A 26,845-nucleotide genomic window follows, 5' to 3' on the forward strand; every position below is an offset into this window, starting at 1 on the left:
CATAATTTAATGATAAGTGTATCCTCCATCGGGAAACAGTACATTACCTGTAGAAAAACTATTTTGCATTAAATATAGTACAGTATGCGCAATTTCATCATTATGCCCAGGCCGTTTTACAAGAGAAAGAGATTTATAAGTTTCATAAGCAGCTAGTCTATTTTCATTTTGTTCATTCTCTCTTTGTATTGTTCCGGGAGAAACAACATTAACTCTAATTGGAGCTAGTTCAATAGCTAAAGCTTTCCCTAAACTTTCAATTGCGCCATTACATGCTCCGTAAGCAGGCGCTCCTTTAAGTGGTCTTTGACTAAATGCACCGGACATTAATACGATAGATCCAGAGTTTACAAGAAAAGGAATTGCATATTTTACGGCATAATATTGTGGCCAAAACTTTCCGATAAAGCTACTTTCGGCAATATCATCTGTAGTGGTTATTGGTCCGAGTGTGTAAGAAGCTCCTGGTGTGAACAAATGATTAAAATCCCCAATGTTCTTGAAAAACGCTTGTAATTGGTTTTTATCTTGGTTATCCAATACATAAGTCTGAAGATGATTGTTATTAATTACTTCTTGAGCAATCATTAATTTTTCTTTGGACTTTCCTGCAATAATAACATGTGCGCCTTGTTCAATTGCTTGTTGTGCTGTTGCAAAACCAATACCAGAACTTCCACCAATGATAATGATTCGGCTACCTTTTAATGTAGTAATAGACATATTTAAGCCACTCCTTTAATAAAAACTTTAAAATAAAGCTGTTATGCCTTTATTATTCGCTAAAAGATAGCAAGTGAAAAGTACGCACTTTTTATGTACATAGTCGCATATTTCGTACTAATCACTATTCATGCGAATATGCAATGTGAAAAAAGATTTGTGATGTCAGAGGAGAGGTGTGAAAAATGGAAACCACTCATTTTGTTTATATTATTAACAGATGGAACAAAACGGTTTGGTGAAATAAAGCGATTAATACCAGATATATCTCAAGGGACGTTAGCAAAGCAATTGCGGGAATTAGAGCAAGATCAACTAATAGAACGCGAGATTTATCAAGAAATACCACCTAAAGTGGAATATAGTTTATCAGAGCATGGAAAAACAGTAAGTACAGTGTTAGATAGTATGTGTGGTTGGGGGAGAAGACATTTAGATTATATAAATAGAAATAAACTATAAAATTATTATGTAAACTATTTATGCACAAGGAATATATTTTCCTTATAATTTGTATTTTATAATATATAATAGAAAGTAAGAATGTTTTGGTAGTTATTGAATGAAATTAATGGTCTTTATTTGAAAGGAGTGATGTTTTATGAAGAAACAGACGAAAGCAAAGTATGAGGTGAAAATCATTTGAGTATGCGTATCATGCCTCTATAAACTACGTTCGCTCAAAGCTAGGAGCAGCGCATGATAAATATTACAATAGGAAAAAATCAATACCCAATAACATTAGCTGAGGAACATAATTTTGATTGGTTAAAGGGTGTAGAAGTATTTACTGTTTTTGATCAGCAAGATTCAGGAAATATTAGCTTTGGTATTATTGAAAATGGACATCGCTACTTTTTGAAGTATGCCGGTTCTCGTAATTTAGAGTACAAAGGTAATGTAGAGGACGCAATTCAACGATTAATGAAAGCAAAGGAAGTATATGAACAAATTCAACATCCTTTACTAGTTCCATATATTAATTCGATTCAAATGAAAAATGGATTTTGTTTAAGGTTTCATTGGATTGATGGGGAATGCATGCACAATCATTGGGACTTTACAACGTTTGAAAAGCACCATGCACCAAATTCGCCTTTTGTGAAGTTAAGAAAATTATGTGTGTCGAAGAGACTTAACATATTGACACAAATTTTTGAGTTTGCAGCATATGTGGAGTCACTAGGATATGTCATGGTTGATTTTTATGACGGTAGTATTTTATATAATTTTGAACAATCAAAACTGACGATTTGTGATATTGATTTCTTTCAAAAAACACCTGTATTCAATGAAATTGGGGAGGATTTTTGGGGAACAACTCGCTTTAAAGCACCGGAGGAATATGAACTGCATGCACAAATTACAAGCGAAACGAATGTGTATGTGTTAGCCGGAATTGCTTTTGCCTTTATCGGCGGAAAAAATGATAAAAGCTATGAAAAATGGGAAAGTACACAAGAATTATATAATATATGTAAAAAAGCGCTACATAAAGAAAAAAGTAACAGGTACAGTACTGTTCAAGCGTTTTATGAAGCTTGGCTTGCATATATAGAATAAATAATTGATGGCTCATTTTCATTAAGAAGCTATGGAATATATAAGTATCAACAAAGGGGAAAGCATAAAATGAACGATTTAGAGTACAAAAACTTTTATAATAAAGTAGGAAGATTAAATGGATGGGACTTTAGTAAAATAAAATGTGAAACTGTAGGAGATTCATGGGACTTTTATAGAGAGGTAAAAGAAAGATGTAAACCATCATATATTTTACTTGATGTTGGTACAGGTGGAGGAGAAAATGTACTTAATATATCATCTTCAGCTAAATTGTTAATTGGAATAGATAATTCTAATGGCATGATTGAAACAGCACATTCTAACTTAAAAAAATCAGATGTACAGAATGTTGAGTTTCTTCAAATGGATTCTGGAGCTTTAACGTTTCCACATGCGCATTTTGATATTGCTTCTAGTTGTCACGCACCATTTATAGCATCCGAATTAGCAAAAGTAATGAAAAAAGGCGCTTTGTTTTTAACGCAACAAGTTTGCGAACATGATAAATTGAACCTAAAAGAAGCATTTGGAAGAGGACAATGCATAGGCGAAAGAGATGGAACTTTAAAAGAAAAGTATATGGGTGAACTTATAAATGCAGGATTTGAACTCGTGCAAGTACGTGAATATGATGTTACTGATTATTACAGTACGCCTGAAGATCTTATTTTCTTGTTAAAACATACACCTATTATTCCTAGATTTGGAGAAGAGGAAGATGATTTTACTATTTTACAAAAGTTCATTGATGCAAATAGTTCTGAAAAAGGGATTTATACGAATTCAAAAAGATTTATGATAACTGCTGTAAAATCATGATTTGTTTTATTGTAAAGTTGCTTTTCATTTAAGGAAAGGCAGCTTTTTTGTATGGAAACAATGCAGGATAAATTTAAATATTCATACTAAAGTTGTAGCTTTTATATGAAAAAATCCACCCTTCTGTTTGATTTTATCTATTTATAAGTGTAATACAATACGAATAGATAATATGAAACAAGGGGGAATGTAACGTGATTACACATATATCAGATATAAAATTACAAACGGTTTCGATAGAAGGGGTAAAGCAAGTATATAAGGACATATTATCTTTTCCAATAAAAAAAGAAACGGCATCTTTTATTCAATTTGAAGTAACACCATATACAACAATTAGTTTTCAAGAAGTATACGAACCAATCGCACCTGCACATTTCGCTTTTGAGATTCCATATTCAAAATTCCACGGAACAGTAAGATGGTTAAAGGATTCTGGATTACTCATTGTGAAATGGCAAAATGGAAATGTAATTGGTGAAGAGAGTGGTCTATTCAATGTATACTTTAAAGACAGTGATGGAAACCTTCTCGAGATTATCGCACATACGTATGTGAAAGAAGATGTATTAGTTCCGCAGTCACCTTTAAATATTTTATACGTAAGGGAAGTTGGTCTTCCTGTTAGAAGTGTACCCGTATTTCGCGAATGGTTGAAATCAAATTTAAATATGAAAACGATGGAAGATGGGGATATTTTCAACTTTGTAGTTAGTGGCACTGCCTATATTGTTGCGACTTGGTGGCAACGACCTTGGATTCCGATTGCGATGAAAGCTTTACCACCGAAAGTGCATGTTTCTTTCGGAACACCAGATCTTGCATTTTTACAGCAAATCCAAATTAACTTTAAGAGAAATTGTGTACCATTTCAATGTAAACATAATGAAGTATCATTTATTGAGCAAGGATATGCATTTTCAATTGTGCATACACCACATTTTCCTTCCGATATTCCTAGTAAATTAAACTTACCACTTTCTATTTAAGGATAGAAAGTGATAAGTTTTTTATATTTTCGTAGAGAAGGGTTTCCGCATAATTACAATGAATGTATAAAGGAGTATAAGGTGTTAGCTTAATTTACAATAAGGAGAGAAATGAATTGAATTTAGGAAATCCGATAGCTAAAGGGAATACAGCGGAAATCTATCTCTATGATAGTAAGGTTGTAAAATTATTTAAAGAATATCTTCCAGATACAGAGTCTATAAATGAAGCAAAAAAACAAAAATATGCTTATTCATGCGGGCTACCAGTTCCAAACGTATTTGAAGTGACAAAGATACAAAATAGGCAGGCAATTATTATGGAATACATAAAAGGAAATAGTATTGGTGATCTCCTGCTAAATAATCTAAATGAGGCAGAGCATTACATAAATATTTGTGTGAATGAACAAAAGAAGGTTCATTCTATTCGTATGAACAGAGATGAAATAGAATCAATGAGAGAAAGATTAGAGCGACAAATTAAATCTGTTTATAAATTGGATGAAAAACAAAAGGGAAATATATTGAATAAGCTACATTCAATCAAATTTGAACCAAGATTATGTCATGGGGATTTTCATCCGTTTAATCTAATTTTGAGTAATAAGAGAGTGAATATTATAGATTGGGTTGATGCTAGTTCAGGTGACATTCGCGCAGATGTGTTTCGGACATACTTGTTGTACTCACAATCTTCGGTAGAATTAGCTGATATGTATTTACATATTTATTGCAGAAATACTGGATTATCGAGAGATGAGATTTTTCAATGGGCACCTATTATTATTGCGGCTAGAATATCTGAAAATGTAACTGCTACAAACATTGAATATTTAAGTGGTTTGGTAGCGCAGTATTGTAATTAAAGAAAAGCTCTTCCTAAATTCATTTTTTATTAAATTCGTTCTAACAATGCAAATGGATGAGTAAGGTTATTGAGATTTGTAATCGGGTTTTACATTTGTAAAGAAGGAGTCCATTTTATGAAAACTGGTGAACCAATTTCAATGCATACTGAATTTGAGCAGGTTGCTCCTGCGCTACAACTTTCGAAATTACATAAGCGTTTCGGAGAATTTATTGCAGTTAATCATATTGATTTAATTGTACCAAGAGGATCATTTTACGGAGTTGTTGGGCCTAATGGAGCAGGGAAAACTACATCATTATCGATGGCCGTTGGTTTATTACGACCAGATAGTGGGAGCGCAAAAGTTTTTGGAATTGATGTTTGGAGTAATCAAAAACAAGCTAAAACGCTAATTGGGGTATTACCAGATGGGTTAGCTTTACCGGAAAGACTTACTGGTCGTGAATTATTAACATATATGGGATTGTTAAGAGGAATGAGTGCCAAGGAAGTTGCTCAGCGAACAGAAGAATTACTTACAATATTAGAGTTGAATAATACTGAGGGGACTCTAGTTATTAATTACTCTACTGGTATGCGTAAGAAAATCGGTCTTGCACTGGCACTTCTTCATGCGCCGAAATTACTCGTTCTCGATGAACCCTTTGAGGCGGTTGACCCTATTTCTGCAGCTACTATCAAAAAGATTTTACAGAAATTTGTTAGTTCGGGTGGTTCTGTAGTATTTTCAAGTCACGTCATGGCGTTAGTTGAACAACTTTGTGATCACGTTGCAATTATTTCAAAAGGAAGAGTGCTTTCTTCAGGAACAATGGGAGATGTTTGCGGTGAAGAAACTCTCGAAGACATTTTCGTTCAGTTAGTAGGCATCCCTGCTGTTAAAGGAGAGGAACTGTCTTGGTTAGTATTTTGATTCGAATGAAGTTATCTATCCTTAAAAATTCAATGAATAGTGGTAAAGCAGTTCTTTTCATTATTACAGGAATAGTTGGTTTATTGATTGCAATTGGAACCATGCTGCTTTTTTCTTTTTATCCTACGGAACAGAACATTTCACAAAGTATTCTATACATTACATTCGCTCTGTGGACAGTAGGGTGGGTTTTGGGTCCAATTATCGCTGGGGGAGATGGAATATTACGTCCTGAATATTTCGCGTTGCTTCCATTTACTTCTTATAAACTTGCTAGGGCGTTACTTGTTGTAGCTTTTATAGGATTAGGACCAATCGTTAGTTTAATAGCCTTCATAGGACTATTCATTTACGCAGCTAGGGTTAGCTTAACTGCAACTATAGTTGCAGTTCCAGCAATTATTTTACAGTTAATATTTGTAGTATTGTTATCAAAAGTAGTAGTTAGTATTATTGGTGAGACGTTGAAATCAAGGATTGGCATGGAAGTGGGAGCAATGCTCTTTGGTTTCATTATAGCGTTTCTAAATGTGGGATGGTATGTACTTCCTGCTATTAATAAGATGACACTTAGTGATTCAACTTTACTTTACATGTTTCCGTCTAGTTGGGCGATGCTCGCTGTAGAGTATGCGATTCAATCCAATTTGCTATTAGCTTTTGTTTTTTTAATGCTTCTAACAATATTATGTGGATTTCTCTTTTTTATATGGACTACATTATTGATGAAAAGTACAGAAAATAAGAAAATCGAGGGAAGGATTAATACTAATAAACATAGAAAAGCTTTACGTTTCTTTTCAGACACGAAAATAGGAGCAACAATTTCGAAAGAATTAAAAAGTTGGGGAAGAGATCCACAACGAGGCCGTTTCCTCCGGATGGGTATTTGGATAGGGGTATTTTATGGTATTTTAGCTACAAGCGCTAATATATTGTACTTAATGCCTTGGGCAGGGATAATGATGATTGTATTTACAAGTATGTTTTCCTGTAATATATATGGTTTCGATGGGAGTGCATTATGGTTAACTTTGATGACACCTGACGCAGAACGAATTGATGTGCGTGGCCGTCAATTTGCATGGTTGCTAGCGGTTGGTCCAATTGCGATTATAACAACAATTATTTTCACAATCTCTAGCGGACTTACTTTCATTTATCCTTGGGTATTTGCAGTAATACCAGCATTACTTGGTGGAGCTGCAGGTCTTATTATGTTATTTTTTGTATGTAACTTAGTACCAATAACTGATCCTCATCGCCGTGGGAGAGGGAGTGTTATCTCAGGTGATGATATGAATGCGAGTAAAATGTTTATAACAACGTGGTTAATGATGGTGATGGTACTAGCAACAACTATGCCCGCTTTGTTAGTTGTATGGCTTGGGATATTACTACATGTACAGTTCTTACAATGGCTAGGTTTATTGACTGGCATTTGTACAGGAATGTTTTTTGCTTGGTGGTTTGGGCGAATTGCTTACTTAAAACTTGAAAAAAGTGGATCTGAATTGCTATTTGAAATGAAGAATGGCATGAAAATATTGCGTGGGGATAACAAAAAGAAAGATAACGGAAAAGCGGTTGAATTACCTAAGAAAAAACTAGCTATTGTTGTTCTTTTAGTATTTATGGGTATCTTTTTTTTGATACATCAAAGTGTAGTCCCGTTAATTTTTGAGATATTTAGTGTAGATGAAAAAGTTCGTCTTTTCTTTCTACCGCGCTATGTTCCACATATTGTTCGTATTCCTATAATCATCCTATTTGCTATATTAGGTACAGCATCTTTGTATAAAGCAATTGTAATTAAGAAAAAACATGGGAAGGAACATCAATTTATAAAAGATGAAATGTAAAATACTGTTTAAAATAATCTAGTAATTATAGGATGTTGTTCAACTATCATTACCATGTAGTTGAACAACACTTCTGCTAAATATTAATGAGAGAACGATTATTTTCGATTTTCATCCTATAAAGATTCATTATCCGTACTTGTTCCTCAGTTAATTCTTCTTTATCCCAATACATATGCATTAAGCTATATTCAAAAATCTCCTTTAATTTTATAAACATAGGCAACTTGTCTATCATCTCTTTAGGTAGTTCATTTTCTTCTTGATACCCTGCAAATAGTGCTTTTGTAATAGAATGCTCATAGTCAACGATATTCCCATTTCCAGCAAATGAATATTCAATCGCACTATAAATAGGAACTGCTAAATCAAATATGTAAAAATGTTTTTCACAGTCTTGAAAATCAACCATTGTTATGTTTGAATTGTTTCCAACTAAAATGTTTTCTAACCATAAATCACCGTGAATTAAGCCGTAATTCGAAGTGGATTTTTCTAGCCCCTTTATAGAAGTTAAAACGTCAGAGGCAATTTCTCTAATAGTAGTTTCTTCTTTAGGGATATACTTAAGAAAATTATATTCTTCGTTTTCATACCAATCGTTTATATGTTTAACCGGTTTAGTCTTTTCAAAGCTTTTAGAAATACGATGTAATTTTCCAATTTGTTTACCAAGCTTTCTAAATACATTAGAATTCCATTCGCACCTTGGTAAATGTATACCTGGAGCAGCTTTATATAATACGGAAAAAATCTCCTTGTCTAATGTTAACTTTTCTAATAAATTCCCATTAAGAGAAGGTATTATTGGAGGAACTGCTAAACCATTTTCATATAAAAAGTTCGTATATGTAACTTCTTCTAACTGTTCTTCATATGTTTTGTAGTTTGTAATTCTAATGAAGTATGTATCTAGTTCTGTAAGACATTGATACATTTCATTCGTTATTGGTTTAATGTTAATAAAATTTAATGGATATCGTTCATTTATTAATTTGAGTATTTCTTTTTCTAACTCGTTCATTGTAACGTCCTTTCCGAACTGTAATTTTTTTACATCTAACTAAAAGAATCTTAACTTACAACATTCGTGTTTTATTTTTGATTTCCTTTAAAATGAAGCATGAAGTAATGAATGGTTTATGTTATAAAACACAAGAAATATCAAAAGAAAGAAACGAACCTCTTTTATACTTATAAATAAGGAGTGAAGAAAATGAATGAACATATACAGAAGATGATTGATTGGATTGAGAGCAATTTAAAAGAAGAATTTTCATTAAATGAATTATCTCGTTATATGGGTTATTCTCCGTATTACTGTTCTTTTAGATTTCACCAAGTAACAGGCATTAGTATTAGACGCTATATTCTTTTGAGAAGATTGTATTTATCTACGGAGGATTTGACGAATAATAGAAAGATAATACATATTGCATTGGATTACGATTATTCTTCGCAAGAGGCTTATAGTAGAGCTTTTAAGAATGTTTTTGGAATGAATCCAAGAGAATTCCAGCTTAACAAAATGCCTGTTCAGTCATTTATTAAACTAAAAATAGAAGGGGAGTTTAAAATGAATGTTTCTAGAAAATTAGAGGTTGAGCAGTTACGAAATGCGAAAAGAGAGCTGTTTGATAAAGATGTACTAAACATATTAAATGGTCAAATGATGTATGAAGACTTTAAAAATGAAAAGCTAATGGGTGATTCTGAATATGCACCATTTAATGAGGCAATGTGTGTGAACCAGGCTACTACACAAGTTTTTAATGAAGAGTTTATTAAAACAAGAGCAGAAGGTCATAACACTTCAGTAGAAAGTTATATAAAAAAGGTCATAGATCCGTTAAAAAATCTTTTTACGAAAAAGTATAAATACATTGTTTTATGGTTTGGTGAAGATATGTTTTGCCAAATGAATCTACTTACTATACTTTCTTACCTTGAACAGTCTTCTTATGAAGGGAAAGTATACTTAAATAGTTTCAGAGAAGATGAATTTAAAGTAAATCAAATTGAACTTGAATTGGGAAATTACTCTTCTATATACAATGAAGTATTAGTAAACCATAAAAAGACTTCTCATAAGGTACCACCTGTAATGTATCAGGCTATAGACTTATATTTAGAAATGCTAAAAGAAGATAATATCGTAATGAAATTCATCTTTAAAAATCAAGATTTATCAAATCAAGAATTATTAATAAAGTTGTTTCAACTTTTTCCAACAATCGGATACGGTGATTCTCAATACGTAGAACTGATAAATAAAATAAAGAAGGAAGCTGAACCTAAAATATAGGAACAGCTTCCTTCTTACAATTGTTCAAGTAACGCTAATTCGCCCTCTATAAATAACATTAGTTCTTTAATTGTTTCGCCAGAAAAATCAAAACGAATTCCAGCTGCTTCATATACTTCCGTTAAAGATCTAGAGCTACCTAATGATAAAGCTTTTTTATAATTTTCTATTGTTTGTTTAGGATTTTCTTTATATTGTTTATACATTTGCAACGCACCAAGTTGTGCGATAGCATATTCGATGTAATAGAATGGGATTTCGAATATGTGCAGTACAGGTAACCAGCCAGTTGCGATCCAATTTTCATAACCTTCGATATTTACGACGTTTGATTGGTAAGTGTTATGTAATTTTAAATATTTTTCGTTTCTTTCCTTAGCAGTATGATTAGGATTTTCATACATCCAATGCTGGAATTGATCAACGATAAGCATTGGTGGTAAATACTTAACAATATCTTTAAAGAAATCTAATTTTGCTTTTATAAATTCTTCTCTATTCTCATAAAATGTATCCCAATATTCCATCGAAAATAATTCCATTGTCATGCTAGCGAGTTCTGCTGATTCAGAAGGGATTTCCAAATATTTTTGAAGTTCTAACTGCTTCATACATTCATTATGAATACTATGGCCCATTTCATGGAGGAAAGTAGTAACATCATAATGTGTATGATTAAGATTCATGAAAATGAAAGATAGTTGAGAAGCAGGTAAATATTCGCAAAACCCTCCTGGTCCTTTTCCTTTACGACTTTCTAAATCTAAGCAATTATTTTTATGCATACGGTCCAGTAATGTTGAAAATTCAGGATCTAGTTTGTGTAAAACATGAGAACTTTTTTCGATTAAATCGCTCGCGTCTTCGATTGGTTTTAATGCTTTTTGATTTGGTGCGGTTGCTTTTACATCCCACAGACGAAGGAAATCTACTTGAAGTTCAGATTTTTTCTCATTAAATATTTTATCAATAAGTGGTACTACGTATTTACGAATAGATTCAGCCAGCTCATAGCAATCATCAGGTGTATAATCAAAACGTTCATGTTTTTTAAACATATAATCACGATAATTATCTAATTGGATATTTTTGGCCTTTTGGTGACGGATTGCTATTAATTCATTTAATATATTTTGTAATGTATCTTCAACAGATAAGAATGTTTCAGAAATGAGCGTTTTTGCTTTTTTTCGTATGTGACGATCCGGATCTTGTAAGTAAGACTGTAGTTCAGTAATTGTCTTTTCTTCATCGTTCCATAGCGCAGTTAAACCACCTGTAATTTCGAAGTACTCGGTAACTAATTTGTCTTCGCTTATTTCTAAATCAATGTTCTTTTCACAAAATAATGTTTGCGCATTCTTTATTTTTTTATCTAGTAAGCTATACGTTTTTGGATCAAGTTCCATTCGAAAAGGAGACTCTAAATATTTATTATCAAATGAATTTTGATAACGTTTCAAAAGAGGCCTTACAAATTGTTGATCATGTTCAAAAGTATCTTTTATTTTTTTATTATCTGTATTACATTGAAAGGCGATATAGTGCGATCTTAATTGTTCTTCAATTTCCCAAATGAATGTAGATTGTTTTTTTAACCAGTTTTCAAGTTCTAGTTTTGAAGAAATCACTTCATTTTCTAAAGTAGAAAGAGTATTTTCTAATTCTAGAACGTTACTAATATCAATCGTATTTAAGTGTTGCATGAAATATCCCTCACTTTTTATTTATTCATGGAGATATTCTTCTTTTGCATTGTAATTCCTTTTTTACCCCAAAAATTTGTGCCTATTATACCAAGAATAATCATTATTGTACCAATGATATGAAAATAAGAAATTTGCTCGTGTAAAAAAATAACGCCAGCGATAATTGTAATAAGTGTAGATAAATTACTAAAAACACTTATTTTAGCTGCTTCAATATAAGATAAGGAATAGTTTAATAGCAATGCCGTTAGCAAGGAAGATAGTAACCCTAAATATAAAATGGAGATAAGAAATGTTCCATTCGTAAACGGTTTAAAGTATGCCGTTATTGTACCTTTGCTTATATGGCTGGCGATCGCGATTAAATTAAAGCTAATAAAGCCGATTACTGTCATTGTGTAAGTTAAATCCATTAGTTTGAATTTCTTCGTCATTTTTCTAGCTAACACATTATAGAAAGCAGATGATAATGCCGATAGCAAAATAAGAATAATACCTATGAAACTAGTTTCATGAGTCCCTATACCATTCATGATAAATATATAAATGACACCGATGGCAGAAATGAGTACAGATATTTTTTGCCATGTATTTGTATATTCTTTTAAAAAATAGGAAGCTAACATCATCGTAAATATAGGAATCGCCGCTTGTATAATTCCGGCTTCGGATGAACTTGTATACACTAAGCCAAATGCTTGGAAAGCAAAAAATAGTGCTGGATAAAATATTGCAAGTGGTAATAGGGCAAGTATATTTTTGAATGACATATTTAACTTTACGAAACCGAAAATAATGGGAATGCTTGCAGCTACGAAAGCAACTGTAAAACGATGAGCAAGGGTATCAAGTGGGCTCGTAACGGTTAATGCTAATTTCACAAACATAAAGGAGAATCCAATAATAAATGAATAGAGTAAAGCTGATAAATATGCCTTTGTTGTAAGTTTCATAATTTCACCTCATCGTAATTGATTTCTTACTGGCCAGTATACGTACATAGTAATCTTTATGATCTAGTGCTACAATGTGAATAATCACAAACTGTACCGGTACAAATTAAATGTTGAGGTGGTAATGATGTATAAGTATTTACATGTTTTCAACGACTTAGAAAGTATGATTCAAAATGGGGAGATAAAAGAAGGTAAGAAACTACCGTCTATTCGGACACTCGTTACGCAATATGAATGTAATAAGGCGACAGTTATACGGGCATTACATGAATTAGAAAAGCGACACATTATTTATTCCGTCCCTCAAAGTGGATACTACGTTGTTCGAAAATCAGGGAGTGCTATAGAAAACGACGAGATAATTGATTTTGCTTCCTCAGCACCAGATCCAGATGTTTTCCCATATTTAGATTTTCAGCATTGTATTAATAAGGCCATTGATACGTATAAAAATGACTTGTTCGTATACGGAACGCCGAAAGGTTTACCGTCTTTAATTCCGGTCATTCAAAAACAATTAGCAAACTATCAAGTCTTCACTAAAGAAGAAAATATTTTTATTACGTCAGGTGTACAGCAAGCGCTAGCGATACTAACTTCTATACCATTTCCAAATGAAAATGAAACGATATTAATTGAACAACCAACATATCATCTATATATTGAATATCTAGAAATAAACAAAATTCCTGTGACCGGTATTAAACGTACGAATAAAGGTATTGACTTAAATGAATTGGAACGTATTTTTCGAACAGGTAAAATAAAATTTTTTTATACAATACCAAGATATCATCATCCACTTGGAACGTCTTATTCTAAAGAGGAGAAAGAAAAAATCGTGCTACTGGCTAAAAAATATAATGTATTTATAGTGGAAGATGATTATTTAGCAGATTTAGAAACGGATTCAAAAGCAGATCCGTTATATAGCTTGGATCATGGTAATCATGTCATATATTTGAAAAGTTATTCGAAGATTATTTTTCCAGGTTTACGAGTTGGTGTAGCAGTAATTCCACCGGTTATTGCGGATGCTTTCCATACATATAAAAAGATTTTAGATATTGATAGCCCAATGATATCTCAAGCTGCTTTAGAAATTTATATAAAGAGTGGCATGTTTGAACGTCATAAAAATAAAATTAAATCGTCCTATCACGATAGATCTAAAAAACTAGCAGAAACATTAGAAAGAATGCATAATGAAAATCAGCTTTTTACATATACAAAGCAAAACACAATTGGAATCCACACTTGTTTAGAATTACATAAAAATAGTATTTCAGAAATACTTTTACAAAGACTAGGTGAAATGCAAATAAGCATTGATACGATTGATAAAAATTATGTGAGAGGTTTTCCGAAAGAAAGACTATTAAAGTTAAACGTATCGAATGTGAAGGAAGATAGGATTGAAGAAGGAATTCGTAAAGTAATGGAGGAAATCAAACAAGTGGAACGTATAACCTTTCAATTTAAAAAAGAAAAAAATGAATTAGGAGGTTTGTTGTGAGTCGCAAAATAATTCTCTTGTTTGTGTGTATCGCTATAATAATTGGAGCTATAGTTGTGACTAAATATTATAAAAAAGATGATCAATGCATTGCGGTGGGTAAGTATTCAAGAGGTATTATCGTAAATCAAAATAACGAACCAATATCTAATGTGAAAATTTATGAAAATTCTATTGAAGGTAAGGTGCGCAGTATTTCAAATACACAAGGTGAATTTGAAATACCACATGGTGTTTGTGGTGAGATTGTATTACAATTTGTTACTCCAGACGGAGAAATTTATACAAGGAAATATGATAGCAATCATATACCGGAAGTGATAGAACTGAGTTATAAAAGGTAAGAGAAAAATGTTACGTTAATACTTTTTAGAGCATTCGATTGCTGAGTGCTCTTTTTGTTTATGCGAAAAAATAAAATGGAAATAAACTACCAATAGGTGATATCCTGAAAGTATAGCATTTATTTTGAATAGAAAGGTGATGGAGTCTATGGGGGTACGTATAGTCTATGATTTACAACAATTATCGTTGTTACTAATGTTTTTAAGTACATTTATATTTTACAGATACTTAAAGAAAGTGAAACGAGAGAGAAAATTGACTGGTTTTGAATGGACAATGTATTTTGTCACTCAATTTGCGACATTAATTTGGGCAATTACTTATTTTATTAAACACTTAGCTAAATCGTAATTTCTATTCATTTCATCTAGTTTTCTGTTATCTATTAGGAATATAAATATAGTCCGTATCTAAATCAATGACAACATCGCTTAGGACTTCTTCTTGTAGTAATTTTGAGAGTTTTTCATAGTGATACCGTACACAAAATAAGCTTAGAAGATCTTCGTTAGATATCTCTTCATTTTTCACATTTAAATACATTGTTCTTAATTCGTTTAGAGAACAGTTAAGGCCAATAACATACTCATTTATTTCATATCCATCAAATTCAATTATCACTGTTGGTTGCTAGCCAATTTTATAGCATAAATTTTAGATGAATCTATTATACATTGTTTGAAATTTAGTGAGAATATATTTTTATAAAATGAGAGGGTTATAAATGGAACAAAATAAATTAGTTTTAGAAGGACTAAAACGTCTTAAGTGGGAAACTTGTAAAATTAAGTCTATACAGGATGAGGAAATTATCATTAAAACAATTGCAGGTGCAATAAGTATTGGAGCAGAGTTACCACAGTATAAAGAATCGGATGTTTCAGATACAAATCCTATGTATCCTAGAAAAACTGGATATGAAAGTTATGGTGAAGTTATTCAAGTTGGTAATAAAGTAACAAATTTAAACGTAGGTGATAAAGTAGTCTCTTTTTATGGGCATAATACGATAGGAATAGTTAAGGGAGATAAAGTAATCCGAGTGCCTAGTTATATAAAATCTAAAGTTGCTTTATTATCTATTCTTTCGTGTGATGCTGCTAAAGGGGTATTGAAGCTAGACCCGCGACAGGATGAAAAAGTACTTATTACTGGAATGGGAGTTATCGGTTTACTCGCTTGTTATTTCTTAAAATACTTTGTAGCTGTGGAACATGTGGATGTTGTTGATCCTAATAAAAATAGAAGAGAATTTGCAAAGAAGTTTGGTGCGAAAAACCTCTTTGATTCAGAAAAGCAAATAATAGAAACATATAATTACGGTTTGGAATGTTCTGCTACAAATAGAGGGTTTCACACATTGCAAAAGGCTATTAAAAGTAATGGGCCTATATGTATTCTTTCTGATGGTAATATAGAAGACTTAACATTAACCGCCGACTTTTATCGAAAAGAATTGCAGATCATTGGTTCAAGTGACGGATATGATTATCAAAAACATGCAGATTGGTTTTTTAATCAAATAGAACAGACGCCATGGATAGAAGAGATTTTTCAACATGAAATTCACTATACTGCTCTTGAAAAATGTTTTGAGGAATTAAGTGAGGGGATAATTACTCCTTTAAAAGTATTTGTCTCGTATGAATAAAATGATCAGGTACATGTCACATAGCTCACGTATGTTTCGTCATGAATATGATAACAAAACGAGGGGGAACAACTATAGGTTTTTTTTTACAGGTGCAACGGTTGTTGTAAACAGAGAAGGTTTTTACTCTTTCATTATGTACAAATAGTATATTATCTTTCTCAATGTACATATTAAGTAAAGTGTTTAATATCATGTACATAAAAGGCGGGGTAATATGGATGAAAATAAGAAAAGTGAAGCATTGAGTAAATTTAAGAAACAATGGTTTAATGAAGATAATCAACCAGTAGCTGGTATAGAGTTAGCTTTACCACCTGATATAGGCAGCATGTTAGACTTGAAATCAGTTGATGATAAAAGTGAAGAAAGTAATAATGAATAAGTTTAATCTATGCATCCATTCGGGTGCTTTTTATTTTTGGGACAATGGAGGATGGATCATACAATCCTTATTGAAAAAAGATTGATCAGAATAGTTTCTTTTCAGAATATGTAAGTATGATTTTCGCAAAAAAGTTTAATTAAAATTCATTTAGAATGCTAATAACATTCACTATTAAAGGGTTGGGCCATAATGAATATGATTTTGGAGAGTATTATTTTAATTTTCACTGGAATGATTGCATTAAAAATGACTGGTAGTACATCTGTTAGCCAAATGACAAGAGCTGAAATCATTATAGTAGTATCAATTGGACGTATTATTGTAGAGCCTGTATTAAGTAGGAAAGTAGTCCCATCTATATTTGCGGCTGTAATATTTGCAAGCATACTTCTTATCATTCATTACTTTGAATTGAAATCAAGGAAGGTGGAACAATTCCTTAATGGCAGTAGCATTATAATCGTTGAAAATGGAGAGATTGTAAAAGAGAATTTAATGAAGGCAAAAATGTCGGAGCAACAACTATATATGCAATTAAGAGAAAAAGGAATTCATGATTTGAAGAGTTTACAGCAAGTTACGGCTGAACCAAATGGGCGTATTGGTTTTCAATTACTAGAGAAAGCTCAACCGATAACTTTTGAAATGTTAGAAAAGATATTAGATCAGCACAAATTTAAAAAATAATTTCTCTTTAGAAAAGCCAATACTACAACGGAAGTATTGGCTTTTTTATTTTTTCTCTAAACGTTATGGTTAATATTTAGAATAAATATTCAACCAATCTTTAAAATAGATATAGGCTTATTAATATGCTATATTCAATGGACCTATAGTGACTGTGGTGAAAAAAGCAGCGTTATAATTAATAAGTCTTTCATGTGATGCTAAATATGGGTTAAGAATAAGGAGATAAAAAAATGGAATTTTGGGAATCAAGCTTTATTGAGAAACAAACAATGTGGGGTTTTGAACCTACAGAATCTGCAATTTTGACAAAAGATTTTTTTCTAGAAAATAACGTTAAAGACATACTAGTTCCGGGTATTGGATACGGAAGAAACGCAAAGGTATTTATCGAAAATGGTATAAATGTAACTGGTATTGAAATTTCAAAAACTGCAATTGATTTAGCAAAACAAAATGGACTAGAAGATGGTAGTATATATCACGGCTCGGTAAACGAGATGCCTTTTGATGATAAACTTTATGATGGGATATTTAGTCATGCACTTCTTCATTTGTTGAATAAGCAGGAGCGAGAGAAATTTATTAAAGATTGTTATAATCAGTTAAAACCAGGTGGATATATGGTTTTCACAACAGTTTCTAAAAAAGCTCCTATGTATGGAAAAGGAAACCAGTTGGATAAAGACTATTATGAGATAATGGAAGGCGTAAAAATGTTCTTCTATGATTCTGAATCTGTAAAACAAGATTTTAATAAATATGGACTAGTACAAGTTTCAGAAATTGACGAACCAAATAAGAACATGGTTAATAAGCCTTCAATTAATTTCTTAATGATAAAATGTAAAAAGAACTATAATTAATAGTTATTAAATATTATTAAAGATGTTTATATATTGATAATGCACAAACAAAAAGGACAAGCATATAATATAAATACCTTTTAACTTTAAGTAACCTTAACTTTCGTTAATAGGGTATCTCAAAATCCCCAAAAGAGCACTTGCGGAAACAAGTGCTCTTTTATTTATGTATATTGAAGATAATTAAAATTCGTTCGACTGATATGGAATTTTAAACCATTATTTTATATGAAGTGGTAAAATAAGTAGGGTAAATGTGTAAGGGGGCGAGGGATTTGAAACTAAAAGAGCTGGCGGATTTGTTATTGATTAAAGATACCGTTGGGAATATGAATGTAGAAATTACGGGATTAGAAATGGATTCCAGAAAGATTACAAGTGGAAATCTGTTTATATGTGTATCAGGTATTGATGGTTTTCTTGAAGATCGTCACCAATTTGTTGAAGATGCAGTGAAAAATGGTGCCGTGGCATTAATTGTAGAAAGAGATGTAAACATTCAAATACCTAAAATAATCGTTAAAGATGCAAGGTATGCTATGGCAATTATTGCATCACATTTCTATGGTTACCCATCTAATAAAATAAAGCTCATTGGAATTACAGGAACAAATGGTAAAACCACTACATCCTATTTACTTGAAAAAATTTTGACTGATCATGGATTTCAAACAGGGCTTATGGGGAATAACGGAGTGGAAGTTGGTCCGAAATGGTATCCTACTGATATTAATACGCAAGAGCCACCGATACTTCAGCGGAATTTGCAAATGATGAAAAATCATAATACAGATTATTGTGTTATGGAAGTTACCTCACAAGGTTTACATATGGAAAGAGTTAAAGGGTGTAACTTTAAAACCGCTGTTTTTACAAATTTAACGCAAGATCATTTGGATTACCATGGAACATTTGAGGAATATAAGCAAGTAAAAGGCCTTCTATTTTCTAGATTAGGAAATGATTTTTCTACTACAGATAAAAAAATTGCTATTTTGAATGCAGATGATCCATCAGTAGAATACTTTAAAAAAGTTACTTCTGCTGAAGTGATTACGTATGGGATACATAATGGAGCCGATGTTCAAGCGAAGAACATAACTTTAAGCCCAAAAGGAATTCAGTTTTTAGTTTCTACATTTAATGGGGAAAAAGAAATCAATCTAAATCTAGTAGGCCGCTTTAATGTTTATAATGCATTAGCAGCAATAACAGTTGCATTGGTTGAAGATATTCCGCTTACAAACATCAGTGACAGTTTATCTCATGTAAAGAGCATTGAAGGTAGAATGGAAATCATAGACGAAAATCAAGATTTCCTTGTAATTGTGGACTATGCTCATACACCCGATGCGTTAGAAAATGTCCTCTCTACAATTAGTGAGTTTTCAAAAGGAAAAATTATTACTGTTTTCGGTTGCGGTGGAGATAGAGATACAAAAAAACGATCTATAATGGGTGAAATTGCTGGAAGTTATAGTGATTTTGTTTATATTACTTCTGATAATCCACGTTCGGAAGACCCACAGGCAATAATGAAAGATATTGAAAAAGGGTTTTCACAGAATAATAATTTGAATTATAAAGTAGAAGTAGATCGTGAACTTGCTATAAATCATGCAATAAACATGGCATCTTCTAATGATATTGTTTTGATTGCTGGGAAAGGGCATGAAACGTATCAAATTTTAAAGGATTCGACTATTCATTTTGATGATAAAGAAAAAGCTCGACAAGCAATTATAAATAATAAATAGATTATCTTTTAGAAAAGACTAGAAAGTAATAATTTAGATTATATGGAAATGGTTTGTCCTACATATAAAGAGGAAAATTTATATGAAATGGGACCTGTAGCGTCTGCTGAAAATCTTATTACTGCATCTGGAGTAGCTCCTTTGGAATTTGCAGTGGTAGTATTGAAAAAATAGATGTATTAGCGCCGGACACACTCCATTCATGGTATGAATTAAATAAAACACATGAACCTGAACATTTTTTCTTCCAGTTAATGAATTCATTAAATAGCTAAGCATTTTAGTATAATCAATAATAAAAACCATGTTTCTAATGATACTGAAGCATGGTTTTTGTATTTTGATTAATAAATATATAAAGTAACAAATTTTGTATAATAAAAATGAATTTGAGAGAAAGAGTCACATCTTTATTATACGATTATTTCTGAACGACAAACGTAATGGCATTTGTTTTTAATTGAATGTCTCTTTCATTTCGGGCTATAACATAAGCTAACTCTTTTATTTCTATTTTTATTTCTTTCCATTCCTTATAAATGCTTTTTAATAGATATATCATATCTTCAGTAGGAAGGTTAATTTCAATTAAAGCATCTAATTTTTCATTCGTATGTAAGTCTATTTCTTGTATGTTCGAGTTAATAATGAAACAATTGATACCACCAGTTTTTGTACCTTTTTTCATAGAATGGAGCACGTTTTTTAAATCTTCTTCTGATTTGACATGCTCTAAACTTGATACTGCAACGATATAATCATAAGTATCAGGTTGGATGTAGTAGTTTTCAATTGCTGCTTGTTCTGTTTGTATGACTTCAAATACATCATGTTCTTTGCTGTAAGTTTGTAATTTTGTTAAAGCGGAATCCAGTAAGTCCACACAAGTAACAGTACCACTAGCATTTTTTATTTTTTGTGCAATTGGAATACTATTTCTTCCAACGCCAGAGCCGAGATCAAGTACTTGTAAGTTATTTTGTCCTTCAAAGTACTCCATTAAGTCCATAACTGTTTTAACCGGTTTGTAAAGCCAAGAGCCAGTTTCAAATAGTTTGTATTGTTCATAGCAAAGGTCATGATATTTCTTTTCTTCGTTTCTTATGTAACTAATACGATTCATAATGATTCAACTCCAATACTTTCATTCCAGCAAGGTTCTTCAGCTAAACTAGATTTGGTAAATGAAACCAATTGTATATTGCTGATCAAGATTTTCACCTCGCTTTATAAGATATTTATATAATTCAATAAGAATAGAGGTAAACCTTTAGTCGGAAGATATTAAGATTTGTATTTTGGAAAATTAGTTTTCTCAAGCGATTAAACAAATGTATAAACATGGAGAGGAAAATGCATATGATGTTTTATGAAATTGTTTGTTTTTCTTGTAAAAATATATTCCGTGTTTACGAGGGAAGTGAAAAATATAAGCGATTTAAAGAAAAATCGAAAGGGACATATTGTTGTGATGAGTGTAGCCACAAAATTCAATTAGAAGCGATAAAGCATTTATTTAGATAGCTTTTATTTCTGAAAAAGTTTGACAATAATAGTATTATAAATTATCATATGAAAAAACTAATATATAAAATGGCATGGAAGAGAAGAGTAGTTAAAAAAGGATACGTACAGAGAGCTCTGGTAGCTGAGAAAGAGCGGTATACATTTTAACGAAAAAAGACTTGGAGCTGCGCAAGGAACTAATTTGTTTAGGGATGGTGCGACGGGTTCTCCCGTTATAGAGATAGGGTATAAGCATATTTTGTCGTACCTGAAGAGGTTAATATGGCGATGTATTAACAAACTGAGGTGGTACCGCGAAGCTAACAACTCTCGTCCTCAAGATGAATAATCTTGGGGGTGGGAGTTTTTTTATTGTATAAATTTGAAAATGTAAAAACAAATAATAAATGAGGTGAGTAATATATGCATTGGGCGTATGAAGTAGCACATGAATTAATTAGAAAACATCCAAACAAAGAAACATTTGTTTGTGCATCTGGAATAAGTCCATCTGGTTCTGTTCATATTGGGAATTTTCGCGAAATAATAACGACTTATTTCGTTGTAAGAGCACTTCAAGATTTAGGGAAAAAGACTCGTTTTATATTTTCATGGGATGATTATGATAGGTTTAGAAAAGTCCCTAAAAATATTGATCCATCTTTTGCAAAATATATTGGTATGCCATACTGTGATATTCCAGATCCATATGGCTGTCATAATTCGTATGCAGAGCATTTTGAAAAAGAGTTTGAGAAATCTCTTCAAGCATTTGGAATTGAAGTGGAATTCATATATCAACATGCTGAATATAGAAGCAGAAGGTATAACGAAAATATATTCGAGTCTTTATATAAAAGAAAAGAAATATATGATATTTTAATGAGTTTTAAAACTGGAGAGTGTAGTGAAGAAGAGCGAGAGAGCTTTTATCCAGTTACATTATATTGTGAAAAATGCGGGAAAGATGCAACAACGATTACACATTTTGATGAAGTATTAAAATCAGTTCAGTATGAATGTGTATGTGGAAATCAAAATGAATTATCAGTATTAAATACAAATAAAATGAAACTGAATTGGAAAATCGATTGGCCGATGAGGTGGATGATAGAGGATGTTATTTTTGAACCGGGTGGAAGAGATCATTCATCGGAAACGGGTAGTTATAATGTATCCAAGGAAATCGCAAAAGAAATATTTAATCGTGAAGCTCCTCATTACGTTGCGTATGATTTCATAGGAATAAAAGGGCATCACGAAAAAATGTCTAGTTCTTCAGGGAATAGTATTACACCTAGCGAGTTGTTAAAAGTGTATTTACCAGAAGTGATTCTTTTCATGTTTGCTAAATATAGACCAAACGCAGCTTTTCATATCGGTCTTGATGAAGATGTAATTCGCAATTATACAGAATATGAACGATTGAAAGATAGTTATGAGAATAAAACGCTCAAAAATGAAGATTTATTTGAGGCAATTAAACTTTCTAGAGTTGATAGCAGAATTAAAGAATATCCGAAATTTAATCAAGTAGCAGGAACGTTACCGCTATTAAATTTTGATTCATCTATTTTACAAGGTATATTAGAAAAAATAGATAGAAGTTATACATTAGATGCTATGATAGCGATATGTAACCGCGCAGAGTATTGGATAAGAAACTTTCAATCTGAAAAATTAATTGCGGTAAATCTAGAGAGAAATACAGAGTTTTACAACACATTAGATGAAAGACAGAAAGAATGGTTAGTAGAAGTTTGCAAAATACTTCGTTCTAATAAAGATTACTCTAACTTTATGGAAAATTTGTATTCAATTTGTCATCATGAAAATAAAAAAATAATGAAAGAAAATCAAAAACAATTGTTTTTGATTATATATAGGCTCATTATGAATCAGTCTAGCGGCCCGCGTATACCGTTATTAATACATGTTGTGGGAGTTGAAAAGTTCATCGCATTATTAGATTTCTAAACAATCTAAAAGAAACGCAAGTACTCAGAGATTTGAGTACTTGCGTTTCAAATTATGCTATCGTGAATACATTTTTGGACATTCATCACCACGTGGTTCATAAAAGCAGTGGCTTTTAAATTGCCCTGCAAATGGCTGATTATACCATTCAGGCGGACAAGCTCCAACTGGACGGAAATACCATAGAGCCCATCGTGCTGGCCAGCGCCATTCACCTTGTAAAACTTTTCTTGCAATTTCTTTTTCAGAATCACGAGCACGCTGATAAAAATATCCGTATTGCACTGCTTCAAATCCGCCAGGGCTTTGATATACCGCGTCACGTACAGAACGAAGCTGTTTAAAATCTAAGCAATCACAAAATACACGATTTACTACTACGCAGCCAACAAGTTGTTCACCTTGTCGACCTTCTCCTTCAGCTTCAGCACGAATTAAACGAGCTAGTAAATCAACATCACTTTCGTTATATGGAATAAGGGGCATAGTGCTACCACCTTTCTTTATCTATTATAGTAAAGAGTGTATGTATGAAAATAAGCTAGGTGCTTTTCTATATGTAAATTTATAATTTTTAACAGGATCTTGTACGAAAAAAGCTAATTAGTAATTGTAGGCCAATATAAAAGGGGAGAGATAACATGTATCGTATTCATAAAGAACATATCATTTACGCAATGTCACCAGATAATCAGCCTTGTATGGAAGTAGAAGTAGGGAGTCGTGTTGTATATGAAACATATGATTGCTTTGAAAATCAAATTGATTCTGAAGATGTTGCGTTTCAAGAATTAGATTGGAACCGTATTAATCCAGCCACTGGTCCAGTATTTATTAATGGTGCAGAACCCGGTGATATTTTAGTCGTATCGATTGAAAAGATTAAAATTGCAGAGCAAGGTGTTTTAACTACAGGAACGAATCTTGGCGTAATGGGTGAAGAGCTACATGAAAATACAGTGAAAATTGTCCCAATACATAATGAACATGTTTTATTTTCAAATGAATTACAAATTCCGATTAATCCAATGATTGGTGTTATTGGTACTGCGCCGAAAGAAGAGAGCATTTCATGTGGCACTCCGCATGATCATGGTGGGAATATGGATTGTAAAGAGATAAAAGAAGGGACGACATTACTATTACCTGTAAATGTTCCTGGCGCTCTATTAGCAATAGGTGATTTACACGCAGCGATGGGTGATGGTGAAATTGGTGTTAGTGGCGTAGAAGTTGCTGGTGAGGTTACTGTAACAGTTCAAATTATAAAAGGAAAGAAATGGCCATTACCAATGGCTATCCAAAAAGAAAAAGTAATGACGATTGCTTCAGAGAAATTATTAGATGATGCAGCGAATCGTGCTGTGCGAAATATGGTGACATTTTTACATGAAGAATTAGAAATGTCTAAAGCTGATGCAACGCTTTTATTATCAGCAGCAGGTAATTTAAAAATTTGCCAAGTTGTGGATCCACTGAAGACTGCTAGGATGGAATTAGGTATGAATTATATGGAAAAACTAGGGTTTACTTTGAGTAAATTTCATATTAAATAAGAATAATAGAAGAAGGATGCTGTTGTATAAAAGTATCCTTTTTTGATTTACGTATGATATAAAAAAAGGTAGTATTTATTTTATATAATTGAATATAAGATTGTGGATCGAAAAAGGAGTAAACACATGGTTAAAATTATGATTGTAGAAGACGATATGAAAATTGCAGAATTATTATCAACACATGTCGCGAAATACGGGTATGAAGGAATTATTGTATCGGATTTTCAAAATGTATTAAACATTTTTTTAGAAGAACAACCAGAGTTAGTTTTATTAGATATTAATTTACCAAGTTTTGATGGGTACTATTGGTGTCGTCAAATTCGCGGAGTTTCTACATGTCCGATATTATTTATTTCGGCTCGTGAAGGCACAATGGATCAAGTTATGGCGCTTGAAAACGGTGGTGATGATTTTATTCCAAAGCCATTCCATTACGAAGTTGTAATGGCGAAAATTCGTAGTCATTTAAGACGCGCTTACGGAGATTATGCACCGAAAGTAGAAGAACGGATGGTTGAGCAACAAGGTCTTTGCTTATATCCCGAAAGGCTTGTATTGAGGCTTAAGAATCAAGAGATTGATATAACAAGAAATGAAGCTATTTTATTAGAGATGTTAATGAAAAATTATCCGCGTGTTGTGGGTAGAGAAGTGCTATTAAATAAATTATGGGATAGCGAATCGTATGTTGATGATAATACTTTAAGCGTAAATACAACTCGTGTGCGTAAAAAGTTAAAAACATTACAGATTGAAGATGCAATTGAAACGATTCGTAGTGTCGGTTATAGATTACATATAACTTGGGATAATGGTATGGAGAAATGATAAAATTATTTATTCGTGATCATATACCACTTATTTGTTTTACAGTAATCCAGCTACTAGCCATATTTCTTGTATATTGGTTTGATGGGCATAACCATATTGCAACGGCATTATATGCAATGTTTTTAGGTGTCTTTTTTATGGTAGGTTATTTAGTATTTCGTTACTTTACTCATCGTACGTTCTATGAAAGATTAGCAAATCCGTTGCATTCTTTGGATGATTCTGTTCAAAAATCAGATTTTGCAGTTTTATCTACTAAACTTCAAGAGCTACTTGAGGTGCAATATCGACATTATCAAAACCAGCTGCAAATACAAGAGAGAAAAAATAATGATCATTTAACTTTTATGAATCAGTGGATACATCAAATGAAAACACCTTTATCTGTAATAGAATTAATTACACAAGATGAAGTCGACCCACGTTTTGAAAGTATAAATGAGGAAACAGATAGATTGAAAAAAGGGTTAGAGATGGCTTTGTATGTCGCACGTTTAGAAGCATTTACACAAGATTTTTATGTCGAAAAAGTACAGCTACATAAAATAGTGAATGATTCTGTGCATGAACATAAACGCTTTTTTATCCGGAATTTTGTATATCCAGAGCTTAAAATTGATAAGGATATTATTGTAGAAAGTGATGCAAAATGGCTACAATTTTTAATTGGACAAATACTATCGAATGCGATTAAATATTCATCTGGTAGTCGAGAGAAGATTAAAGTAAATGCTTGTAAGGAAGATAGTAACGTTATACTTGAAATCACCGATTATGGCGTAGGGATACCGAAGCAAGATTTACCTAGAGTATTTAAACCTTTCTTTACAGGGGAAAATGGCAGAGATTTTAAAGAATCAACTGGAATGGGGCTATATCTTGTATATGAAATTACGAAACAATTAGGACATAGTGTAGAAATCCATTCAGAAGTTGGTAAAGGTACCGTTGTACGAATTATATTTTTTAATGTGTAAATAAGTGATCTAGGCTAAAGAAATTTGGAGATAATTTTTTTAGCCTTATTTTATCCCGCTTTAATG

General features: G+C 32.1%; 28 protein-coding genes, 1 pseudogene and 1 other annotated feature. Of the genes and pseudogenes, 22 read left to right on the forward strand and 7 right to left on the reverse strand.

Features of this window, described 5'->3' with window-relative positions; translation table 11 throughout:
• Nucleotides 1-6: 6 nt before the first annotated feature.
• Nucleotides 7-723 carry an SDR family oxidoreductase gene (locus K5S59_RS17500; RefSeq protein WP_098047562.1) on the reverse strand — a complete coding sequence of 239 codons (717 nt, stop codon included), beginning with the start codon at nt 721-723 and terminating at the stop codon, nt 7-9.
• A 138-nt stretch (nt 724-861) separates the two neighbouring features.
• Between K5S59_RS17500 and K5S59_RS17505 the strand changes: the two genes are divergently transcribed.
• The 7 genes from K5S59_RS17505 to K5S59_RS17535 all read left to right on the forward strand — a co-directional run bounded on the left by K5S59_RS17505 (nt 862) and on the right by K5S59_RS17535 (nt 7,746).
• Complete coding sequence (locus K5S59_RS17505; RefSeq protein ID WP_120451100.1) at nt 862-1,185, forward strand: winged helix-turn-helix transcriptional regulator; 324 nt, start codon at nt 862-864, stop codon at nt 1,183-1,185.
• Nucleotides 1,186-1,422: 237 nt separating this feature from the next.
• Nucleotides 1,423-2,286 (forward strand): serine/threonine protein kinase, encoded by an 864-nt coding sequence (locus K5S59_RS17510; protein ID WP_098257858.1) that lies wholly within the window; start codon nt 1,423-1,425, stop codon nt 2,284-2,286.
• 69 nt (nt 2,287-2,355) lie between these two features.
• Nucleotides 2,356-3,108 (forward strand): class I SAM-dependent methyltransferase, encoded by a 753-nt coding sequence (locus K5S59_RS17515; RefSeq protein ID WP_098123934.1) that lies wholly within the window; start codon nt 2,356-2,358, stop codon nt 3,106-3,108.
• Nucleotides 3,109-3,302: 194 nt separating this feature from the next.
• Nucleotides 3,303-4,097 carry a VOC family protein gene (locus K5S59_RS17520; RefSeq protein ID WP_120450213.1) on the forward strand — a complete coding sequence of 265 codons (795 nt, stop codon included), beginning with the start codon at nt 3,303-3,305 and terminating at the stop codon, nt 4,095-4,097.
• 116 nt (nt 4,098-4,213) lie between these two features.
• Nucleotides 4,214-4,966, forward strand: a complete 753-nt coding sequence (locus tag K5S59_RS17525) for an aminoglycoside phosphotransferase family protein (protein ID WP_098257857.1) — start codon at nt 4,214-4,216, stop codon at nt 4,964-4,966.
• Nucleotides 4,967-5,083: 117 nt separating this feature from the next.
• Entirely contained in the window at nt 5,084-5,884 is an 801-nt protein-coding gene (locus K5S59_RS17530) for an ABC transporter ATP-binding protein (RefSeq protein ID WP_098047566.1), read from the forward strand.
• Nucleotides 5,869-7,746, forward strand: coding sequence for a hypothetical protein (locus tag K5S59_RS17535; RefSeq protein ID WP_220784071.1), 1,878 nt, complete (start codon nt 5,869-5,871; stop codon nt 7,744-7,746). The genes K5S59_RS17530 and K5S59_RS17535 overlap by 16 nt, the downstream gene beginning before the upstream one ends.
• 76 nt (nt 7,747-7,822) lie before the next feature.
• Here the strand turns inward: K5S59_RS17535 and K5S59_RS17540 are convergent, their stop codons facing one another.
• Nucleotides 7,823-8,770, reverse strand: a complete 948-nt coding sequence (locus K5S59_RS17540) for a phosphotransferase enzyme family protein (RefSeq protein WP_098257855.1) — start codon at nt 8,768-8,770, stop codon at nt 7,823-7,825.
• Nucleotides 8,771-8,962: 192 nt separating this feature from the next.
• Here K5S59_RS17540 and K5S59_RS17545 point away from each other — a divergent pair, with 192 nt between their 5' ends.
• On the forward strand, nt 8,963-10,051 hold the full coding sequence (locus tag K5S59_RS17545; RefSeq protein ID WP_001002081.1) for a helix-turn-helix domain-containing protein: 1,089 nt from the start codon (nt 8,963-8,965) through the stop codon (nt 10,049-10,051).
• Between the two features lie 14 nt (nt 10,052-10,065).
• Here the strand turns inward: K5S59_RS17545 and K5S59_RS17550 are convergent, their stop codons facing one another.
• Together K5S59_RS17550 and K5S59_RS17555 are read right to left on the reverse strand one after the other, a co-directional pair.
• The gene (locus K5S59_RS17550) at nt 10,066-11,757 is read right to left on the reverse strand and encodes a M3 family oligoendopeptidase (protein WP_001164189.1); all 1,692 of its coding nucleotides are present in this window, start codon (nt 11,755-11,757) and stop codon (nt 10,066-10,068) included.
• Between the two features lie 17 nt (nt 11,758-11,774).
• Nucleotides 11,775-12,713, reverse strand: coding sequence for a DMT family transporter (locus tag K5S59_RS17555; RefSeq protein WP_120450216.1), 939 nt, complete (start codon nt 12,711-12,713; stop codon nt 11,775-11,777).
• Nucleotides 12,714-12,840: 127 nt separating this feature from the next.
• Here K5S59_RS17555 and K5S59_RS17560 point away from each other — a divergent pair, with 127 nt between their 5' ends.
• From K5S59_RS17560 to K5S59_RS17570, 3 genes are all read left to right on the forward strand, one after another.
• Nucleotides 12,841-14,232: an aminotransferase-like domain-containing protein gene (locus K5S59_RS17560; protein ID WP_098257854.1), complete on the forward strand. Its 1,392-nt coding sequence runs from the start codon at nt 12,841-12,843 to the stop codon at nt 14,230-14,232.
• Nucleotides 14,229-14,576, forward strand: coding sequence for a hypothetical protein (locus K5S59_RS17565; protein WP_000087545.1), 348 nt, complete (start codon nt 14,229-14,231; stop codon nt 14,574-14,576). Before K5S59_RS17560 ends, K5S59_RS17565 begins: the two co-directional genes overlap by 4 nt.
• Before the next feature lie 148 nt (nt 14,577-14,724).
• On the forward strand, nt 14,725-14,928 hold the full coding sequence (locus tag K5S59_RS17570) for a hypothetical protein (protein WP_000538970.1): 204 nt from the start codon (nt 14,725-14,727) through the stop codon (nt 14,926-14,928).
• A gap of 27 nt (nt 14,929-14,955) precedes the next feature.
• On the opposite strand, the gene K5S59_RS30205 is transcribed toward K5S59_RS17570, so the two are convergent.
• Nucleotides 14,956-15,198: a hypothetical protein gene (locus tag K5S59_RS30205; RefSeq protein WP_098257853.1), complete on the reverse strand. Its 243-nt coding sequence runs from the start codon at nt 15,196-15,198 to the stop codon at nt 14,956-14,958.
• Nucleotides 15,199-15,301: 103 nt separating this feature from the next.
• On the opposite strand from K5S59_RS30205, the gene K5S59_RS17575 reads away from it, so the two are divergent.
• From K5S59_RS17575 to K5S59_RS17600, 6 genes and pseudogenes are all read left to right on the forward strand, one after another.
• Nucleotides 15,302-16,228 carry a zinc-dependent alcohol dehydrogenase gene (locus tag K5S59_RS17575; RefSeq protein WP_098257852.1) on the forward strand — a complete coding sequence of 309 codons (927 nt, stop codon included), beginning with the start codon at nt 15,302-15,304 and terminating at the stop codon, nt 16,226-16,228.
• Between the two features lie 217 nt (nt 16,229-16,445).
• Nucleotides 16,446-16,613, forward strand: coding sequence for a hypothetical protein (locus K5S59_RS17580; RefSeq protein WP_098191431.1), 168 nt, complete (start codon nt 16,446-16,448; stop codon nt 16,611-16,613).
• A gap of 192 nt (nt 16,614-16,805) precedes the next feature.
• Nucleotides 16,806-17,303, forward strand: a complete 498-nt coding sequence (locus tag K5S59_RS17585; RefSeq protein WP_120450218.1) for a DUF421 domain-containing protein — start codon at nt 16,806-16,808, stop codon at nt 17,301-17,303.
• A gap of 233 nt (nt 17,304-17,536) precedes the next feature.
• Nucleotides 17,537-18,169: a class I SAM-dependent methyltransferase gene (locus K5S59_RS17590; RefSeq protein ID WP_120450220.1), complete on the forward strand. Its 633-nt coding sequence runs from the start codon at nt 17,537-17,539 to the stop codon at nt 18,167-18,169.
• A 275-nt stretch (nt 18,170-18,444) separates the two neighbouring features.
• Nucleotides 18,445-19,926 carry a UDP-N-acetylmuramoyl-L-alanyl-D-glutamate--2,6-diaminopimelate ligase gene (locus tag K5S59_RS17595; RefSeq protein ID WP_120450221.1) on the forward strand — a complete coding sequence of 494 codons (1,482 nt, stop codon included), beginning with the start codon at nt 18,445-18,447 and terminating at the stop codon, nt 19,924-19,926.
• A gap of 24 nt (nt 19,927-19,950) precedes the next feature.
• Nucleotides 19,951-20,201, forward strand: a pseudogene (locus K5S59_RS17600) (glutamine amidotransferase); the annotation flags it as partial.
• A 146-nt stretch (nt 20,202-20,347) separates the two neighbouring features.
• On the opposite strand, the gene K5S59_RS17605 reads toward K5S59_RS17600, so the two are convergent.
• Entirely contained in the window at nt 20,348-21,049 is a 702-nt protein-coding gene (locus K5S59_RS17605; protein WP_001080013.1) for a class I SAM-dependent methyltransferase, read from the reverse strand.
• Nucleotides 21,050-21,279: 230 nt separating this feature from the next.
• On the opposite strand from K5S59_RS17605, the gene K5S59_RS17610 reads away from it, so the two are divergent.
• Together K5S59_RS17610 and lysS are read left to right on the forward strand one after the other, a co-directional pair.
• Nucleotides 21,280-21,450 (forward strand): DUF2197 domain-containing protein, encoded by a 171-nt coding sequence (locus K5S59_RS17610; RefSeq protein ID WP_120450223.1) that lies wholly within the window; start codon nt 21,280-21,282, stop codon nt 21,448-21,450.
• Between the two features lie 66 nt (nt 21,451-21,516).
• Nucleotides 21,517-21,773, forward strand: a binding site (T-box leader).
• Nucleotides 21,774-21,855: 82 nt separating this feature from the next.
• Nucleotides 21,856-23,409: a lysine--tRNA ligase gene (gene lysS, locus K5S59_RS17615; RefSeq protein WP_120450224.1), complete on the forward strand. Its 1,554-nt coding sequence runs from the start codon at nt 21,856-21,858 to the stop codon at nt 23,407-23,409.
• A 57-nt stretch (nt 23,410-23,466) separates the two neighbouring features.
• Here the strand turns inward: lysS and K5S59_RS17620 are convergent, their stop codons facing one another.
• Nucleotides 23,467-23,895, reverse strand: coding sequence for a cell wall hydrolase (locus tag K5S59_RS17620; protein WP_001128407.1), 429 nt, complete (start codon nt 23,893-23,895; stop codon nt 23,467-23,469).
• A 155-nt stretch (nt 23,896-24,050) separates the two neighbouring features.
• On the opposite strand from K5S59_RS17620, the gene K5S59_RS17625 reads away from it, so the two are divergent.
• The 3 genes from K5S59_RS17625 (at nt 24,051) to K5S59_RS17635 (ending at nt 26,779) form a co-directional block, all read left to right on the forward strand.
• The gene (locus K5S59_RS17625) at nt 24,051-24,965 is read left to right on the forward strand and encodes an acetamidase/formamidase family protein (protein WP_098147150.1); all 915 of its coding nucleotides are present in this window, start codon (nt 24,051-24,053) and stop codon (nt 24,963-24,965) included.
• 126 nt (nt 24,966-25,091) lie between these two features.
• Nucleotides 25,092-25,799 (forward strand): response regulator transcription factor, encoded by a 708-nt coding sequence (locus K5S59_RS17630; RefSeq protein WP_000238977.1) that lies wholly within the window; start codon nt 25,092-25,094, stop codon nt 25,797-25,799.
• Complete coding sequence (locus K5S59_RS17635) at nt 25,796-26,779, forward strand: sensor histidine kinase (RefSeq protein ID WP_000593187.1); 984 nt, start codon at nt 25,796-25,798, stop codon at nt 26,777-26,779. The genes K5S59_RS17630 and K5S59_RS17635 overlap by 4 nt, the downstream gene beginning before the upstream one ends.
• The last annotated feature ends 66 nt before the right edge of the window (nt 26,780-26,845 follow it).

The sequence above is a fragment of the Bacillus sp. BML-BC051 genome (assembly GCF_019656175.1).
Classification (GTDB): Bacteria; Bacillota; Bacilli; order Bacillales; family Bacillaceae_G; genus Bacillus_A; species Bacillus_A mobilis.

Coding starts and splice junctions, on each gene's coding strand:
- K5S59_RS17570 (WP_000538970.1), top strand. CDS start 14,725: ATGGGGGTACGTATAGTCTATGATTTACAACAATTATCGTTGTTACTA.
- K5S59_RS17605 (WP_001080013.1), bottom strand. CDS start 21,049: ATGAATCGTATTAGTTACATAAGAAACGAAGAAAAGAAATATCATGAC.
- K5S59_RS17510 (WP_098257858.1), top strand. CDS start 1,423: ATGATAAATATTACAATAGGAAAAAATCAATACCCAATAACATTAGCT.
- K5S59_RS17515 (WP_098123934.1), top strand. CDS start 2,356: ATGAACGATTTAGAGTACAAAAACTTTTATAATAAAGTAGGAAGATTA.
- lysS (WP_120450224.1), top strand. CDS start 21,856: ATGCATTGGGCGTATGAAGTAGCACATGAATTAATTAGAAAACATCCA.
- K5S59_RS17580 (WP_098191431.1), top strand. CDS start 16,446: ATGGATGAAAATAAGAAAAGTGAAGCATTGAGTAAATTTAAGAAACAA.
- K5S59_RS17540 (WP_098257855.1), bottom strand. CDS start 8,770: ATGAACGAGTTAGAAAAAGAAATACTCAAATTAATAAATGAACGATAT.
- K5S59_RS17550 (WP_001164189.1), bottom strand. CDS start 11,757: ATGCAACACTTAAATACGATTGATATTAGTAACGTTCTAGAATTAGAA.
- K5S59_RS17590 (WP_120450220.1), top strand. CDS start 17,537: ATGGAATTTTGGGAATCAAGCTTTATTGAGAAACAAACAATGTGGGGT.
- K5S59_RS17625 (WP_098147150.1), top strand. CDS start 24,051: ATGTATCGTATTCATAAAGAACATATCATTTACGCAATGTCACCAGAT.
- K5S59_RS17635 (WP_000593187.1), top strand. CDS start 25,796: ATGATAAAATTATTTATTCGTGATCATATACCACTTATTTGTTTTACA.
- K5S59_RS17545 (WP_001002081.1), top strand. CDS start 8,963: ATGAATGAACATATACAGAAGATGATTGATTGGATTGAGAGCAATTTA.
- K5S59_RS17620 (WP_001128407.1), bottom strand. CDS start 23,895: ATGCCCCTTATTCCATATAACGAAAGTGATGTTGATTTACTAGCTCGT.
- K5S59_RS17630 (WP_000238977.1), top strand. CDS start 25,092: ATGGTTAAAATTATGATTGTAGAAGACGATATGAAAATTGCAGAATTA.
- K5S59_RS17500 (WP_098047562.1), bottom strand. CDS start 723: ATGTCTATTACTACATTAAAAGGTAGCCGAATCATTATCATTGGTGGA.
- K5S59_RS17505 (WP_120451100.1), top strand. CDS start 862: ATGCAATGTGAAAAAAGATTTGTGATGTCAGAGGAGAGGTGTGAAAAA.
- K5S59_RS17555 (WP_120450216.1), bottom strand. CDS start 12,713: ATGAAACTTACAACAAAGGCATATTTATCAGCTTTACTCTATTCATTT.
- K5S59_RS17575 (WP_098257852.1), top strand. CDS start 15,302: ATGGAACAAAATAAATTAGTTTTAGAAGGACTAAAACGTCTTAAGTGG.
- K5S59_RS17560 (WP_098257854.1), top strand. CDS start 12,841: ATGTATAAGTATTTACATGTTTTCAACGACTTAGAAAGTATGATTCAA.
- K5S59_RS17585 (WP_120450218.1), top strand. CDS start 16,806: ATGAATATGATTTTGGAGAGTATTATTTTAATTTTCACTGGAATGATT.
- K5S59_RS17530 (WP_098047566.1), top strand. CDS start 5,084: ATGAAAACTGGTGAACCAATTTCAATGCATACTGAATTTGAGCAGGTT.
- K5S59_RS17610 (WP_120450223.1), top strand. CDS start 21,280: ATGCATATGATGTTTTATGAAATTGTTTGTTTTTCTTGTAAAAATATA.